The 15464-nt window shown below is 68.9% G+C and carries 13 protein-coding genes; 4 read left to right on the forward strand and 9 right to left on the reverse strand.

The window, feature by feature from the left end; genetic code table 11:
- The first annotated feature begins 152 nt into the window (after positions 1-152).
- Positions 153-764, forward strand: coding sequence for an RNA polymerase sigma factor (locus OEB96_RS42620; RefSeq protein WP_266222708.1), 612 nt, complete (start codon positions 153-155; stop codon positions 762-764).
- A 21-nt stretch (positions 765-785) separates the two neighbouring features.
- Here OEB96_RS42620 and OEB96_RS42625 read toward each other — a convergent pair whose 3' ends face one another.
- Both OEB96_RS42625 and OEB96_RS42630 read right to left on the reverse strand, forming a co-directional pair.
- Positions 786-1412, reverse strand: coding sequence for a hypothetical protein (locus OEB96_RS42625; protein ID WP_266222709.1), 627 nt, complete (start codon positions 1410-1412; stop codon positions 786-788).
- 91 nt (positions 1413-1503) lie between these two features.
- Positions 1504-2622, reverse strand: coding sequence for a serine/threonine-protein kinase (locus OEB96_RS42630; RefSeq protein ID WP_266222710.1), 1119 nt, complete (start codon positions 2620-2622; stop codon positions 1504-1506).
- 133 nt (positions 2623-2755) lie between these two features.
- Between OEB96_RS42630 and selB the strand changes: the two genes are divergently transcribed.
- The 3 genes from selB to OEB96_RS46785 all read left to right on the forward strand — a co-directional run bounded on the left by selB (position 2756) and on the right by OEB96_RS46785 (position 7301).
- Entirely contained in the window at positions 2756-4786 is a 2031-nt protein-coding gene (gene selB, locus OEB96_RS42635; RefSeq protein WP_266222711.1) for a selenocysteine-specific translation elongation factor, read from the forward strand.
- 243 nt (positions 4787-5029) lie between these two features.
- Positions 5030-7111, forward strand: coding sequence for a KAP family P-loop NTPase fold protein (locus OEB96_RS42640; RefSeq protein ID WP_266222712.1), 2082 nt, complete (start codon positions 5030-5032; stop codon positions 7109-7111).
- The gene (locus OEB96_RS46785; protein WP_407674742.1) at positions 7068-7301 is read left to right on the forward strand and encodes a SelB domain-containing protein; all 234 of its coding nucleotides are present in this window, start codon (positions 7068-7070) and stop codon (positions 7299-7301) included. Before OEB96_RS42640 ends, OEB96_RS46785 begins: the two co-directional genes overlap by 44 nt.
- A gap of 71 nt (positions 7302-7372) precedes the next feature.
- Here OEB96_RS46785 and OEB96_RS42645 read toward each other — a convergent pair whose 3' ends face one another.
- From OEB96_RS42645 to OEB96_RS42675, 7 genes are all read right to left on the reverse strand, one after another.
- Entirely contained in the window at positions 7373-7975 is a 603-nt protein-coding gene (locus OEB96_RS42645; RefSeq protein ID WP_266222713.1) for a hypothetical protein, read from the reverse strand.
- A gap of 54 nt (positions 7976-8029) precedes the next feature.
- Complete coding sequence (locus OEB96_RS42650) at positions 8030-9307, reverse strand: AAA family ATPase (protein ID WP_266222714.1); 1278 nt, start codon at positions 9305-9307, stop codon at positions 8030-8032.
- 582 nt (positions 9308-9889) lie between these two features.
- A complete protein-coding gene (locus OEB96_RS42655; protein WP_266222715.1) occupies positions 9890-10990 on the reverse strand; it encodes a hypothetical protein in 1101 nt (366 codons plus the stop codon).
- Positions 10987-11466 (reverse strand): hypothetical protein, encoded by a 480-nt coding sequence (locus OEB96_RS42660; protein WP_266222716.1) that lies wholly within the window; start codon positions 11464-11466, stop codon positions 10987-10989. The genes OEB96_RS42655 and OEB96_RS42660 overlap by 4 nt, the downstream gene beginning before the upstream one ends.
- 107 nt (positions 11467-11573) lie before the next feature.
- Positions 11574-13043 carry a M16 family metallopeptidase gene (locus tag OEB96_RS42665; protein ID WP_266222717.1) on the reverse strand — a complete coding sequence of 490 codons (1470 nt, stop codon included), beginning with the start codon at positions 13041-13043 and terminating at the stop codon, positions 11574-11576.
- Positions 13040-14353 carry a M16 family metallopeptidase gene (locus OEB96_RS42670; protein ID WP_266222718.1) on the reverse strand — a complete coding sequence of 438 codons (1314 nt, stop codon included), beginning with the start codon at positions 14351-14353 and terminating at the stop codon, positions 13040-13042. The genes OEB96_RS42665 and OEB96_RS42670 overlap by 4 nt, the downstream gene beginning before the upstream one ends.
- A gap of 57 nt (positions 14354-14410) precedes the next feature.
- A complete protein-coding gene (locus OEB96_RS42675) occupies positions 14411-15358 on the reverse strand; it encodes a hypothetical protein (protein ID WP_266222719.1) in 948 nt (315 codons plus the stop codon).
- Positions 15359-15464: the final 106 nt, after the last annotated feature.

The following is a 15464-nucleotide window of genomic DNA, read 5'->3' on the forward strand; positions in this document are numbered from 1 at the left end:
ATCGCCGACGAGCCGACCGCCATGGACCTAGGAGACTCACGGGCCGGCCAAACGCACCGACCCAGGGATGCCATTCCCCGACCGGCCCATCTGCGGGGTCGGAGGACGCGAATTTCCCCGCAGGTGAAGAAATCCTGCAACGATCGGCGCGCGTGGCCGAGATCGAGAGTGTGACCCCCACTCTCGTTCCCGTTCCCGATCCCCTGACCACCACCCATGCCCTCGCGGGCGACCCCCGGGCCCTGCACCGGCTCTGCGCCCACTACCACCCCCAGGTGGTGGGCCTGTCACGGCGCGTGGCGGCGCGCCACGGGCTGGCCGAGGGCGAGCACGAGCTCGCCCAGGAGGTCTGGAGCCGCCTGCTCGCGCGCGGGCGGGTCCGGCTGCGCGACTACGATCCCGCGCGCGGCTCGTTCCGCTCGTTCCTGCGGCTGTTGGCCTGGCAGCAGGCCCACGCGGTCGCCAAGCGCTGGGCTCGCCGACGGCGCTGCGAGCAAGAGCTCGCGCGGCTCGCTCCCGTGGCCCGGCCGAGCGCCCCGCCCCCCAGCGGGGCCATCGAGAGCCGCCAGCTGCTGCGGCTCGCGCTCGACGCAGCCGCACCGCTCGACGAGCTCGATCACCGCCTGCTCGGCGAGGTGCTCGTCGTGCAGCGCTCGGTCCACGAGCTGGCACCGCGACTCGCTCGCAGCCCCTCGGCGCTCTACAAGCGCATGCACCGGCTGCGAGCGCGCCTGGTCACCGAGGCGCGCCGTCTCGAGGCCTGACCCCGCCACGGGTCCGTGGCCTCAGCCACAGCCACAGCGGCAGCCCGGGACCGGCACCATCGGATCGCACAGCTCCCAGCCGTCGACCGGGTCCGGGCCCGTGCACGCGTCGAATTCCTCGAGCGCCAGCGTCTCGGTCGCATCGACCTGCTCCGACGAGGGGCGCACGTAGACGATCGTCGTGCCGTCCATGCACGAGGCCTCGCGCATGATCCCGCAGGTGCTGTCGTTGGCCGAGGACGTCAGGCACACACCGCCCTGCGCAACCTCCATGCACATCATGTCGATGATCGCGAAGTGCCGGGTGGGAAACCACCCGCAGTCGAAGTCCATCGACCCCGCCACGCTGCACATCTCCTCGGTGGTGGCGCTCTCGCAGGGGATCGACGGCGCCCCGGTGCTGCTGTCGACACCGGAGGTGGAGCCGGTGGTCGAGCCGGAGCCGGAGCCGGAGCTCGAGCTCGTGACCGGCTCGATGGTCGACGTGGTGGTGGGCTGACCCGTGGTCGTCGGCGCGTCGGTGGTCGAGCCGGTGGACGACGCCGCCTCGGTGGTGCCCGTGCCATCGTCACCGGGACAGGCGGACGAGAGCAGACCAAGCGACAGCAAGAAGGTGAGCGTGGGAATCGAAGGCGAGGGACGTGGCATCACGGCAATGACAGTAGATCGCGGGGCATCGCCGTGGGCCAGCTGACGCCCCTCCGCGGCCAGTAGCGCGCGAATGGTGTTTCGCGAGACGTCAGTCCCAGATCACCCGAGCCAGGAACGCGATCGAGGCCAGCATCGATCGCACCGACGCGTGGCGATCCTGCCGGTGCCGGGCCAGTCCCTGCATGACCGCCGCGTGCACGAACCGCGGCACGCGAGAGCGCGATGGGGGCGGGCGCATGCGGCCCGCGAGCACCTCGGCGCGGATCGCCTCGGGCGTGCTCCCCACGAACGGCCGATATCCGTAGAGCCCCTCGAACAGCGCCACGCAGAACGAGAACTGATCGCTGCGCGCGTCGGCGGGTCGGCCCAGGAACACCTCGGGCGCCATGTAGGCCGGCGTGCCCGCGATGATGCCGCTGCCCGAGAGCCCCGGGGGGGCCCCCGGATTGGTCGCGTTCGGGCCCATGGTGCGAATGATGCTGCCCTCCACCGTCAGCTCGGCGCCCTCGAGCGTGGCGAGCACGTCGGTGCGGGGAAGCGGGCGGGGCTGGGGCACGACGGGCCGCCTCTCGGGCTCTCCTCTCGAAGGCTTGCCCGACTCGTCGACCGTGGTCTCCACCTCGGTGATGCGGTTCTGCCGGTGGTAGGCCTCGATCTCACAGGTGTCGTCGACGGCATCGGCATCCTCGGCGACGAGCACGGCGCCGCCGGGCCCGGCCATGGCCAGCCCGAAGTCGAGCACGCGGACCCGGCCATCGCGACCCATCAGCACGTTGCCCGGCTTGAAGTCACGGTGGACCAGCCCCACGTCGTGGGCCGCCGCCAGGCCACGCCCCGCCTGGAAGTACGCGGACAGCACCTCGCGCCACGGCCGAGCCGTCTCGCCGATCCAGCCGCGAAGCGAGCGCCCCTCGACCAGCTCCATCGCGATGTAGACCCCACCCTCGTGCTCCCCCACGTCGTACACGGTCACGACGTTGGGATGAGCCAGGCGGGCCATCGCCTGGGCCTCCTCGCGCAGGCGATCGCCCGCCGGGCCCGCCATCGTCTCGAGGCGATCGGATCGCAGCAGCTTCACCGCCACGCGCCGCTCGAGCACCGGATCGTGCGCCGCATACACCATGCCCACGCCGCCGGCACCAAGCTGGCCCTCCACGCGGTAGCGGCCGATGGTGGTGGGATCGGCTTCGGATCCAGGCTGGGCCATGTCGCGAGGATGCTAGCCCGGATCACCCCTGGGGGAAACGCTGGCGGCTCGCGGTCCCGCGCCCCTTCGAACGGCGGCCCCGAGCGGCCGAGGTGGGCCCGCCAACACTCGGATCGGCTAGACTCGCGCCCCCATGGCCAAGGCCCCCCGATCGCTGGTGCTCGGCACCGCCGGCCACATCGATCACGGCAAGACCACCCTCGTGCGCGCCTTGACCGGCGTCGACACCGATCGCCTGCCCGAGGAGAAGCGCCGCGGGATCACCATCGAGCTGGGCTTCGCGGCGTGGGAAATCTCCGACGACCTGCGAGCCAGCATCGTCGACGTCCCCGGGCACGAGGGCTTCGTGCGCACCATGGTGGCGGGGGCGGGCGGGATCGATCTGGTGATCCTGGTGGTGTCCGCCGAGGACGGGGTGATGCCGCAGACCCGCGAGCACATCAACGTGTGCCGCCTGCTGGGCATCGAGCACGGGGTCGTGGCCCTCACCAAGGTGGACCGGCTCGAGGGCGACGCCGAGGCGATCGAGCTGGCGGCCGAGGACGTGCGCACGGCCCTGGCCGGCAGCGTGTTCGAGCCGGCCCGGATCATCCCGTGCAGCGCCCACACCGGCGAGGGCCTGCCCGAGCTCCGAGCCGAGGTACGCCGCCTCGCCACCAAGATCCCCCGCCGCGACAGCCAGGGGCCGGTGATCCTCCCCATCGACCGGGTCTTCACCATCAAGGGCCACGGCACCGTGGTCACCGGGACGCTGCTCTCCGGGGTGGTCGACCTGACCGCCGACAACCACCTGCGCCTGTGCCCTGCGGGCGAGGGGCGCGTGGAGCGAGACGTCCGCAGCCGCGGCGCGCAGGTCCGCAGCGCCGATCAAGCCCGCGTGATGGCAGGCAATCGCCTGGCCCTGAACCTCGCCAACGTGGAGGTGAGCGAGCTCCACCGCGGCGACGTGCTCACCCGCGGTCCCGCCGTGCAGGCGACCACCGTGGTACACGCGATGATGCAGCACCTCCCGGGGCGCGATCCCCCCTGGGGCCACGACACCAGCGTGCAGCTCTGCGCAGGCACGGCCCATGCTCCCGCGCGGCTCGATCCACTGTGGCATGCCCCGAGCCCCGAGCTGCCCTACGAGGGCACGGAGGCCGAGCCCACGATCCCACCGGGACACGAGGGCTTGGTGCGGATCCGGCTCGAGCAGCCGCTGCCGCTGTGGCGAGACCAGCGACTGGTGCTCCGTGGGTTCTCGTCGTCCACCACCGCGGGCGCCCACGACGACCAGGGCCTCACGCTGGGGGGCGGGCTCGTGGTCGACCCCGAGCCTTCGAGCGGCCGCGGCCAGCGAGCGCGATGGATCGCGGTGGGGCGAGCCCTCGCCGATCCCGACCCGAGCACCCGCATCCGCGCGCTGGTCCACGACGCCGGCGTGGTGGGCATCGATCGCACCGCCGTCGAGCGCCGCACCGGGCTGCGCGATGCTGGCCCGCTGCTGCGCTCGATGTCGGAGGGCAAGGGCGCCGTGCTCGTCCCGCTCGGCAACGATCGCTACGTGCACACCGAGATGGTCCGTCCGCTGGTCGATCGGTTGATCGCCGCGGTCGATCGCTTCCACGCCGACAACCCCATGCAGCCCGGCATCGGGCGTGCATCGACCGAGGCCCTGCTCGGGGCGCGGGTGGCCCCCGCGGTGGCCTCGTGGGCGGTGGACCAGGCCATCGGCCGCGGGGCCCTGCGCGCGGTGGATGATCAGGGCACGCTCGCGCGGCCCGGCAAGGGCGTCCCGACCGAGGGAGAGCTGCCCGAGCACATGCAGCGCGTGCTCGACCAGTACGAGCAGGCCGGACTCGAGGCCCCCAACCTCAAGGACGTGCAGGCGGCGTGTGGGCTGAGCAGCCGGCAGATCCTGGAGATCGTCGGGGTGCTCCAGCGGACGGGGCGGCTGGTCAAGCTCACCCCCGAGATCTCGTGGGCGCGCGCCAGTCACGATGCCCTGGTGCAGGAGGTTCGCGAGCACCTGCGGGGCAACGGCACCATCGACGTGCAGGCGCTCAAGCAGATGACCGGGCTGTCGCGCAAGTACGCGGTGCCGTTCCTCGAGCTGCTCGATCAATTGCAGATCACCCGCCGCGACGGCGACCGACGCATGCCGGGACCGCGGGTGGACGGCTGACCGAGAGTGTACCGACCAAGCACTCGTGCACGCCATCATCCCTTTCATGTTGCCAGGCGCTTGGCGACAGGTGGTGTTTGGAGCCGAGGAAGCATGCGCAAACGCCGCAGAACAGCCCCGAAAAGCCCAACGGGGTGACCTCTTCGCTTCCTTGGAGCACTCCTTTCGCACCTGCGCACAATGCGCATGCGAACAATGCGTGATTCGTCTCCATCTGCATCTCAACCCTGGCATACTCTCATCGTGTCAGGAACGAACCCCAAGACCGGATTCCCCGATTTGCCCATCGACGGCAGCGACGACGGGGACAATCGAGACCTGCTTGGCCTGGACCAGCACGCGGCCGCGCTAGCTGGTTTCATCGAGATGTGCAGTACCCCGATGACCATCGGGATTCAAGGCGACTGGGGCTCGGGCAAAACCTCGCTCATGAACTTCGTGCGCACCAGGCTCGGAAACGAACGCGCATTGAACATCTGGTTCAACACCTGGCAATACTCACAGTTCGGTAACGAGGCACAGCTCGCCAGCTCGATGCTCATCAACTTGATGCAGAAGATCAAGAGCGAGGGGAAGCCATCCAAGCAGGTCTGGCACAACGTCAGTCGATTCATCCGCTCGGTCGTGCAGGCATCCGCGCTCGAGAAGGGTGGTCTCTCTCTGACCGGGAAGTCGTTGCTCGACGCCGTTGAGGGGCGAGGCGATCTGGATGATGCGGGCTTGTTCGAGCGCATGAAGGAAGACTTCGCGGAGGTCATCAAGGACGTCCTCGGTCAGGGCAAGGGCGAGCAAAAGAGAGATCGCGTCGTCATCTACATCGACGATCTCGATCGGCTGGCGCCAAGCAAGGCAGTCGAGTTGCTGGAAGCCGCTAAGAATCTCATCGACGTCGAGGGATGCGTATTCGTCCTTGCGATTGACTACGATGTCGTGATTCGTGGGCTCCGCCAACGCAAAGGGTACGACTCGGGAGATTTCCGGGAAAGCGAGGGCAAGAACTTCTTCGACAAGATCATCCAGGTGCCCTACCGGATGCCGGTCGAGCGGTACACCACCCAAAATTTCCTCAAGAGCCACTTTGAGCGCGTGTATGGCAAGCTCTCGGACTACGCATCGACGTTCTTTGAAGACTCCGCCAACGAGCTCATCCATCTCTCGGTCGGCAACAACCCACGGGGGCTCAAGCGCGCGCTCAACATTCATGCGCTGTTCTCTCATCTCATGCGTATAGGCCGAGAAGATGAGGTTGGTGACGACGAGAGGCTCGTCACCTTCGTCCTGGCCTGCATCCAGGTCGCACTCCCATCGATGTACTCGCTACTGGCAAAGCGCCGCAGCCCATTCTTCACGCTTGTCTCGCTCCGCACGCGAGAGGTCTATGGGCTACTCGACCGTGATGACGAAGCGGAGGAGTTCGAGCAAGTCGCTACCCGGATCAGCGAGGAGATGTCCAAGCTTCGAGAGCAACCAGACGATGACGATGACGACGGCGACGATGTGAAGCAAGCGACCGACGAACTTCGCCTCCTCGCCGGTGATCTCCGACGCTTCGTCTCGGCCTCGGACGAGGGCGCTCAGAAGCGCGTGCGACGACTTGCAGCAATAGCCCTGGCTGCCATCGACATCAATGGCAACGGGAGCTATTCACAGCAGGAACTCGATGCCCTGGACACCGCGCTGAGCGTGACATCGACCACTTCGGTCGAAGGCGAGAAGGTCGAAGAGGTCGAAGAGACCACAGTACGAATGCGTCGAAATGTGGGCTTCAAAGAGCTCTCCGACTCCATGCCGGTCTTTGCGAAGAGGCCGAAGCTCGTTTTTTGGGATCGGGTCACTGAGGAGTACGACGTCAACTTCAAACGCACACCTGACTATGAGGCGAGTGTATCTCGTCTCCATATCATCGTCGATGGAGCATCCGTACGAATCAAAGAAGAGACCCTTCGTATCCTTGGACTTCGTGAAGATCGCGGAGATCGCGAAATGACCGCCATGGAACGTTCCGGGCGCATCAATGCGGCAGCGTATTGGGTCGTCGAAGGCGACAAGGACGAACGTACGGTCGCAATGCTGCGCGAGGAATGGAAGGCAATGCAGGGCCGCGAAGTCGACATGCGCAACCCTGCCGAGCGGGATGCCTACGAGATGCGCATCCTCGCCTATCTCCGAAGCTGCGAAGGCAATCTCGTCCCAGCCCGTCAAATCCAGGAGCAGGTTGGCGGAACTCTCACCCAGACAAGGCGCGCCCTCAATCACCTGATCGAACGCCGTAAGGTAACGTATGAAGGGCGCGCTCGAGGGACACGCTACGGGGTCATCGTATAGATGCTTTCCACCTCGACACAACCACCGCTTACGCCGCACAGAGAAGCGTCTGGGGCTACGGCATGACCATCGATCATCCCTTCGCGGCAACGAAGAGGACGGCACCATCGACGTGCAGGCGCTCAAGCAGATGACCGGGCTGTCGCGCAAGTACGCGGTGCCGTTCCTCGAGCTGCGCGATCAATTGTAGATCACCCGACGGGACGGCGACCGGCGGGTGCCGGGGCCTCGGGTGGAGGGCTGACCCCGATGCGAGCGCTGTCAGTGTGATGGGAGCGCCGGTCGACGGCGGCGCGTATGAGCGCGTAGCTTGGAGCAGAAGCGCTCGAGCTCGGGGACCGAGCGCAAGAGCTTGGGATCCCGGAGGAATCGACGCAGCGGCTGTACGAGCACCTCGTATGCTCGTGCGTCCTTCGATGGCCCTCCCTTGCGGACCTCGAGCAGCCCTGCCCCGACGAGGACCGCCGCGGGGTCACCAATGTTCTCGACCGCCTTGCGGCGGGTATTGGCCGCAACCAGCCATGTCTCGATCTCTTCGCGGGGCAGCGTGATCAGCACCGAGGAGGGCACGGGTTGCCCGATCCAGGCCTTGACGTGCTCACACAAGCCCTCGAGCTCGGCATCCGGGTCGAGGTGCGGTGCGACCTCACCATTGACGCGTACGCTCGCATCCACCTGCACGATCACCAAGTCGAGCAGCGCAGCCCGAGCGTTGCCAGCCCGCAGGAATGCCCGCACCGCTTGCCACCCAGATGCCGGCTTGCCCGCCCCCCGAGGTCGTACCAATCGATCGAAGTCGGGCTGCAACAGCGAGAACGTGGGCTCGTGCTCACGCAGCACCTCGGAGGCGATGGCTTCGAGCACCACACGATCGGTACTGCCCTCGCACACGATACCCACCCGCATTCGCCCACGTCCTCACAGTGAAGGCACGGCACCAAGCAGACCGCGAGTCCACATCTCGGAGACGGTCAGGCCGCTCTCGAGTGCGCAGTCGAGCGCCTCGGAGTGAGGGATCCGAGCGATCTTGGTGTGCCCTCCGGTCGTCCTCTCGATGGCAAAGAGTCGAATGCGGTCGTCGGCGAGGTCGAGCGAATCCAGGACGAGGGGGTTGTGGGTGGTGAGGACGAGCTGACGCCGCTCGCTCAGCACGATCTCGCCAAGGTGCGCCACCAAGCCTCGAGCAAGCCGTGGGTGGAGCGCATGGCCAACATTCTCGATCGCGAAGAACCTGGGCGCTCGAGGATGGAGGGTCATCGCCAACGCGAACAGCACATAGAGCGCCCCTTCGCTCGCATCGTATGCGGACAGCTCATCGAGACCCGTTCGCATGTAGCGATCCTTGAACCGGACCACCTCGGAGGTCACGGGGATCGATGGAGAGATGAGATCCGGAGATGGCCGAGCGGACGATACTCCTGCCGACCAATCGACGAAGGCACCGAACTCGTCAGCCAACCGACGCCCGCGGGCCGTGCCCTCGAACGACGCGAGTGCTTCCGCGAGCCGGCCACCACCGAGGCCGATGGGATCGCGCTGGAAGAGGTCGGTTTGCGTGCCGCGCAAGATGGAGGTGGAGGGATCGAAGATCGCGAAGCTCCGGAGCACGTCGACGAGCGCGCCGGTGCTCGCCGATACCCCTGCGACACGGGACAAGCCGACGAAGGGATCCAGCTTGGGCAACTTTCGACTGCGTGACCGGGAGACCCAGGCGTTTCCGCCGCGTGGGCTCCTCGTGAGGAGCCGCTGGGAGCCTCGCCCCAAGGTCTCGGCACTGAAACGCCACGGGGTGGCGGGCGAGTCCTTGGGATTGTCGAGGCTCACCGAGTAGTAGTGGCCAAGCGCCGACTCCGCCCGGAGCTTGATAACCCGAGGCAGTCGCCCGAGATCGGCGAATGCGTTCTTGTACAGCTTGGGTACGCCAGGGCGTACCCCACGACGCAGTAGCTCCGTATCGTCCACCCGGCCATCGGCCGCCGCCCCCAACACCCCCATTGCCTCCAAGACCGCGGTCTTGCCCGAGCCGTTCGCGCCGATGAGCACATTGAGCGCGCCGAGCTCGATGCTCTGCTCGACGATCGACTTGAAGCCCTTGATCTCCACCCGACGTATGAAGCGGGCATCTGGCTTGGAGTGCGACGAGGAGCTTGCCATGGTGGGCTCGCGGTGCACTCTAGCACGAGGCCCCTGGGCCACCCGTGGGGCCCTGCGCTCGAACGGGCAGCCTTGGCGTCGGACAGGCTCGCTGTTCGGGTGAGCAGCCTTCCGAAGCTCCGCTGACTCCCCGAACAGCGCCTCCGGCCTCAGCGTGACCACCCCTCGTCGCGGCAGCGCGGGCGCGGAGCCTGGTGCTCAGGGCAAGTACTCCTTGGCGACCTTCTTGAATGCCTTGGCGTACTCGGGCCCGGCGGAGGTCGGTGACCCGCGCTCGGCGGCGACGCTGGTGCGCGGCAGAGGTCCGTGACCCGTGCTCGGCGGTGATGCTGGGGCGCGGCGGAGGTCGACGGCCTGATTGCACGCCGACGCTGGGGCTCCGCGGAGGTCGGCGGTCTGATTGCACGCCGACGATGGGGCTCCGAGGAGGTCCGGGATCTGTCTTCGCGTCGACGGTGGGTCCGGCAGGAGGTCGGCAACCTGTTGCTAGGCCCAAGGTTGGCGGCCGGAGGAGGTCGGGTTCGGCGCCAACCCCTCGGCGCGGAGGGCATGCGCAGCATCCGCGACGAGCGCTCCTGCCCGCTCGGCACGCGTGACGGTCCGGGTGCGCGCCGAGAGTGGCCCTTACGGGCCACGCGTGAGCGTGAGGACCCGCGCCGAGGGGCTCGTGTCCGTGGAGCGGTGCACGGAGATCCTCCACGCGATGGTGGTGGGCAGCTCGCGCATGAGGTGCTCGAGGGTCGTGGGCGAGAGGATCGACGCATCATCGACGTGGGTGATCACGTCGCCGTTGGCCAGGCCGAGGGCGGCCAGGAGCTGGCCGGAGGTGGTGTCGGGGTCGAGGCCGGAGAGCCGTAGGCCGCGACCGACGGCGGGGAGGTCGACGGGCTCGAGCTGGAGGCCCTCGTCGTGGAGGAGGCCGAAGTTGGCCTGCACCGCGAGGAACAGCTCGGGGTCGATGGCGCAGGTGGTGGCCTTGCAGGTCACGAGCGCATCGATGTCTCCGAAGGGCTCGAGCATCGAGCCGCTGCTGCTGCTCTCGTCGAGACCGTCATCGGCGGGCGGAGGCTCATCGCAGGCCGGGGTGCCGTCGGTGTCGGCCTGGAGGATCGGGGTGCAATCCAGAGGATCTTGGACGTAGACGACCGTCGTACCGTCGCGCTGCGGCTGGGCCGCACCGGGTGCATTGGTGAGATCGGTGAGGGCCGCGAGCGCGGGAGCGAGGACGGTTTGATCGCAGAGGGCCTGGGCGCTGGGGACGGTGCAGGCCTCGTTCTCCTGGGTGGTGGGATCGATGTCGCAGCCCGCGGGGGCGCCGTTGCAGGAGAGGTGGGCCACGCAGGCGTCGCGGGCCTGCTGGGCGAGGGTCTGCACGAAGTCGGCGTAGATCTGGAGATCGGTGACGTCGCAGGCTGCGGTGGCGTCGATGGCGGGGTCCTGAATGGTGGCGACCGTACGTGCGATGACCTCGTGGACGTCGGCCTCGACGCAACGCTCGGCGGCGTACCAGCCGAAGGTGGGGAGCGGGGGATGCCAGTCGTCGGTATCGAAGAACTTCGTGCACGGCATGTCGAAGTAGCCGTCGGGAACGCCCGGCATGTCTTCTCCGGTGACGTCCGCGACGACCTGCTTGTGACTCCAGCAGTAGCGATTGCAGGGAAACGGGCTCGAGCAAGCGAGGGTACCGAGCGCGAGCGCGAGCGCCAGCGTGCGGGGTGGTCTCATGTCTCGCCGCCTCCTTGTTCGATCGCGTCGTAGTAGCACCGCCGCCGGGCGTCGAGCTGTTCCTTGCACAGGTGGTCAGGGCGGGGGTCGGGACCGATCCAGCGGAAGTAGGTTCGCCGCTCCTCGCAGGTGAGGGCGTCGATGCAGTCGGCCGCCGCGAACCACTCCTCTGCACAGGCATCCGTGCCGTCGGGTTGGCGGCCCCACGGCCATGCGTACTCCGGCTCCACCGCAGCGCAGTCCTCCATGCAATCATCCACGGCCCGCCAGGCCTGGTCCTCGATGATCGCCCCGCACTCGGGGTCGAGCTGGTTGGTGCACCACTGCGTACAAGGCTCGATGCGATGCTCCACCAGTTCGCGGGGTGGGTCCTCCTCGATCGTGCGGCCGCAGGACCAGCAGAGCAACACGAAGGTGGCAGCCGAGAGAATGGCGGCGGTGGGGCCGGGGCCCAAGGCGTGGAACGAGCGGGGCATGGGGGAGGGGCGAGGGTGAGGGTGAGGGCGGGCTTGGCGACAATGAGGGAAACACTTACGCTGGACAAGTGCAAGAGGCGCGGCGCGCAGGCTCGGTGCAGATCGAGCTAGCCTTCGGCCGCACCGAACAGCGCCTGGGGCCTCCGCGTGACCACCCCTCGTCGCGGCAGCACTCGCGTCGCCCGCTGCAGCGCTCGTTCGTCACCCACCACGCACCAGCACAGCCCCGACGCCCGGTAGCCCTCCTTGAGCGCCTCGCCCACGTAGCGCGCATCCATCCGCTGGAGCCGCTCGAGCCGATCCTGCAGTGCGTCGGCTCGCAGGCCCTCCGCGGCCAGGCGCCATAGCTGCGCCAGCATCGGCTCGGGGCCGTGCACGTCGTCCATCAGATCCATCATCGCCATCAGGCGCGTGTCCTCCACCACCGCGGGTGCGAGCGTGCTGCTGGCGATCCGCTGGAGGTATTGCTGCACGCCATCCACGGCCTGCCCCGCGTCCTCGGGCTGCACGCGCGCCCACAGCTGGTGCAGCGCACCGAGCTGCGTCTGCCAGGTCCGCGCGCGCACGCCATAGCTGGTGCGCTGACGCGTGCGCAGCTCGTGCTCGATCATGCCGGCCATGATCGAGTCGGCCAGCATCCGCGGCAGCTCCTCGGGGGCGCCATAGGAATGGTGGCGCCCACCAAAGCCCACCACCGCCTGCTCGAGCCCCTCCCACGGCACCAGCACCACGCGCGGGCGCTCGGCCTCGGGGCGCTGGGCCATCGGCGCAGGCTCGGGCGGCATCGCGACGGAGACGGCCTCCCAGCCCTCGCGCGCCGCCTCCGTCCACGCGCGCGCCTCGTCCGGGCTCACGTCGCCCGCCAGCAGCACCGAGGCCGCATCGGGGCGCAGCCAGGGTTCGAGGAACGCCCGCGCTTGCGCCAGCTCGAGCTCCGCGAGGCTGCGCGGCGTGCCCTCGCCGAGCGCCGTGGCCGGCTCGGTCGCCCCGAACACGCCCTCGAGCAGACCCAGGGACACCACCGCATCGGGCGAGCCCTGCAGGGACTCGAGCACCTCGAGGCGATCGCCACGCACGCGCTCGAACGCCTGCGGCGCCCAGGTGCTGGCCCGTAGCGTGCGCACGAGCAGCGCGAGCGCGGCCGGGGCATCGTCGCGATGCACCGTGCACTGCAACCCGAGCTGCGAAGGACCGACGTCGACCACCGTAGTGGTGCCCAGATCCCCGAAGCGATCGAGCAGCTCGCGGCGATCACCACCCTCGATCCCCTCGAGCAGCATCAGCCCGGCCAGCCGCGCCGCCCCGGGCCGCCCCGGCGGATCGTGACGATGCCCGACCCGCAGCACCACCCCCATCGCCACCAGCGGCAGCCCATGATCCTCGAACAGCCACAGCCCCATGCCATCGTCGTGGCGCTCGTACACGACGGGCGGCAGCCACACCGTCGGCTCCGACGGCACCGCGGGCGGGCGCTCGGACTTGGCCGCGCAGCCCCAGGGCAGCCCCGGCCCCAGCCATGCCGACCCGAGACCGGCCAGCACCCTTCGCCTCGACCACCTGCCCCCGCTCGCGGTCATGGGCCGACCTCCGCAGCCTCGGACAAGACGACCACCCGACGATCCCGGGGCAGGTGCTCGCGCACGAACGCAGCCACCGCGTCCACGTCGACCGCCGCATAGCGGGCGAGATCCTCGTCGAGCCAGTCGGGCTCGTGGCCCGCCGCCACGTAGGCCTGCATGATGGAGGCGCGTTGATCCACCCGCTGGACCGCACGCAGCGTGCCCGTGGCCAGCCGCTTGCGGGTCCGCACCACGGCCGCGGGATCGAGCGAGGCCGCTCGCACCTCGTCGAGGATCGCATCGAGGGTGGCGAGCATCCCCTGCGGCGTGGCGGCCGACGTGCCCTCGGCTGCGAACACGAACATCGACTGCCCGCTCAGGCTCAGCTGCCCCATCTCGAGCTCCAGGATCGTGCCCGGCGCGTGGCGATCGGCCATCGTACGCAGCCGCTCCCCGTCGAGGGTGGCCGCCAGCACATCGGCCTCCGCATCGCCCGGCTCGAACAGCCCCGGCGTGAGCCATCCGATCAGCACGAACGGCTTGGTGCTCATCGCGTCGCGTCGCGCGATCCGCTGCTCGCCCTGCAAGCTTCGACGGGGCGAGAGCACCGCCGGAGCCCCACCCCCGCGACGCGCTCCAAAGGCTCGCTCCACCTCCGCCTTCACATCGGCGGGCAGGTCGCCCGCCAGCACCAGCGTGGCATTGGCCGGACCGTAGTGGCTCTCCACGAACCCTTGCGCATCACTCAAGGTGAGCCCGCGGATGTCATCGGGGTCGGCGCGATGGAACGGGTGCCCCTCGGGAAACAGCGCGTTCCACAGCGCCTCGTGCGACAGCCCCCGCAGCTCGCTCCCCACCCGAGACTCCCACTCGTCGATCGTGGTCTGGAGCTCCTCCTCCACGTGCTCGCGCGTGAGCCGTACTCGCGCCATGCGATTGCCCTCGAGCCACAGCGCCAGCGGCAGCACGTCGCGAGGCACCAGCGCGTGGTAGCTCGTGCCGTCGTCGTCCGTGTGCGCGTTGACGTTGGAGGCCCCCCGCTCCTGCAGCAGCAAGAGGTGCTCGCCGTCCTCCACGTCGCGGGTGCCCCGGAACATCAGGTGCTCGACCAAGTGGGCCAGCCCGCGCCGAGAGCCGTCGTGCGCCCAACCCACGTGATAGGCCAGGTCGACCGCCACCAGCGGCAGCCGCCGGTCCACGTGCAGCACCACGTCGAGGCCGTTGTCGAGCGAGTAGCGCTCGTAGGTCAGCGGTGAGTCGGCGCGAGCGACCGCGGGGAGCCACAGGCACGCGAGCAGGGAGCACGGCGCGAGCAGGCGCAGGAGCATCCCGAAGATCTTGCAACGGTCTGCCCGCGCATCATAGCGGGTGATCGAAGACGAGGATCACGGCCGAGGCACCGCACACACGCCGAGGTGCTCGTAGCCGGGTGGGGCGGGACGATCGTCGAACACGGCAACGCACGCATGATCGGGCCGACCCGCGGCACACTGAGCGTCGGCATCGGGCGCATCGAGATCGCACCAGCGCGTGCAGCACGTGGGCGAGCCGCAACCGCCATAGTTGGCCGCCGAGATGCACACCTCGTCGGCGGCACAGGCCTCGTCGCCGTCTCCGCACTGGATGGTGGGCGACAGCACCTGGCCTCCGCCATCGGGGATGCAGAACGCCGCGTCGCTGCTCGGGAAGAAGCGACAGGTCTCGTCGGCCGTGCACGTGGCGGGCTCGAGCGGATCACATGGAGGCAGGCACAACGCGAGCACCCCGAACCCGTCGAGCATGCACCCGGTGCCCTCGGGGCAGACCGGCTCGTCCCCCTCGGGGCCGCAGAACGGCACGCACACTCCTTCGAAGGTCTCGGGATCCACGTCCCAGCACATCGCGCCCGTGCTGCAGTCGTCCCGGCCCGAAGTCACGGAATCGACCACCGAGCACGCCTGGCCCGGACCCACGGGCGCGAGCGCGGTGCCGATGCACTTGGTGCCGTTCCACGCCTCGCCCCCGTCCTCGGCCCACGCCACGCAGCGAAAGTCCTCGATGCAGCCCTGCGCGCGCACGCTGCACAGCGCACAGCTGGCCGATGCACCGGGGGGCCCGGCGCAGGCCAGGTCGAGCGGACCCACGAACCCGACCTCGGCTCCATCGTCGATCCCGCCATCCATCCCGAAGGTGCTGGGAGGCACGCCCGTGCTGCCGCTCGAACCCGACCAGCTCGTCCCCCCGGTCGACGCCCCCACCGAGCCGCCGGTCGAGCCCGTGTCCTCCTGCGGAGGCGCCGACGGTGGAGCGCACGCCACCGTCGCTCCGAGCACCACCATCAGGATCCTCTGCACGGGGGAGATGATGAAACTAACGAAACGTGTACTCAAGGTCACGCCCGAGAGTCGCGACCCCAGTGCCGTGCGCCACGGGCCTGGAGCCATGGCGCTGCTAGGCTTG

The sequence above is a fragment of the Paraliomyxa miuraensis genome, assembly GCF_026337845.1.
GTDB classification, from domain to species: Bacteria; Myxococcota_A; Polyangia; order Nannocystales; family Nannocystaceae; genus Paraliomyxa; species Paraliomyxa miuraensis.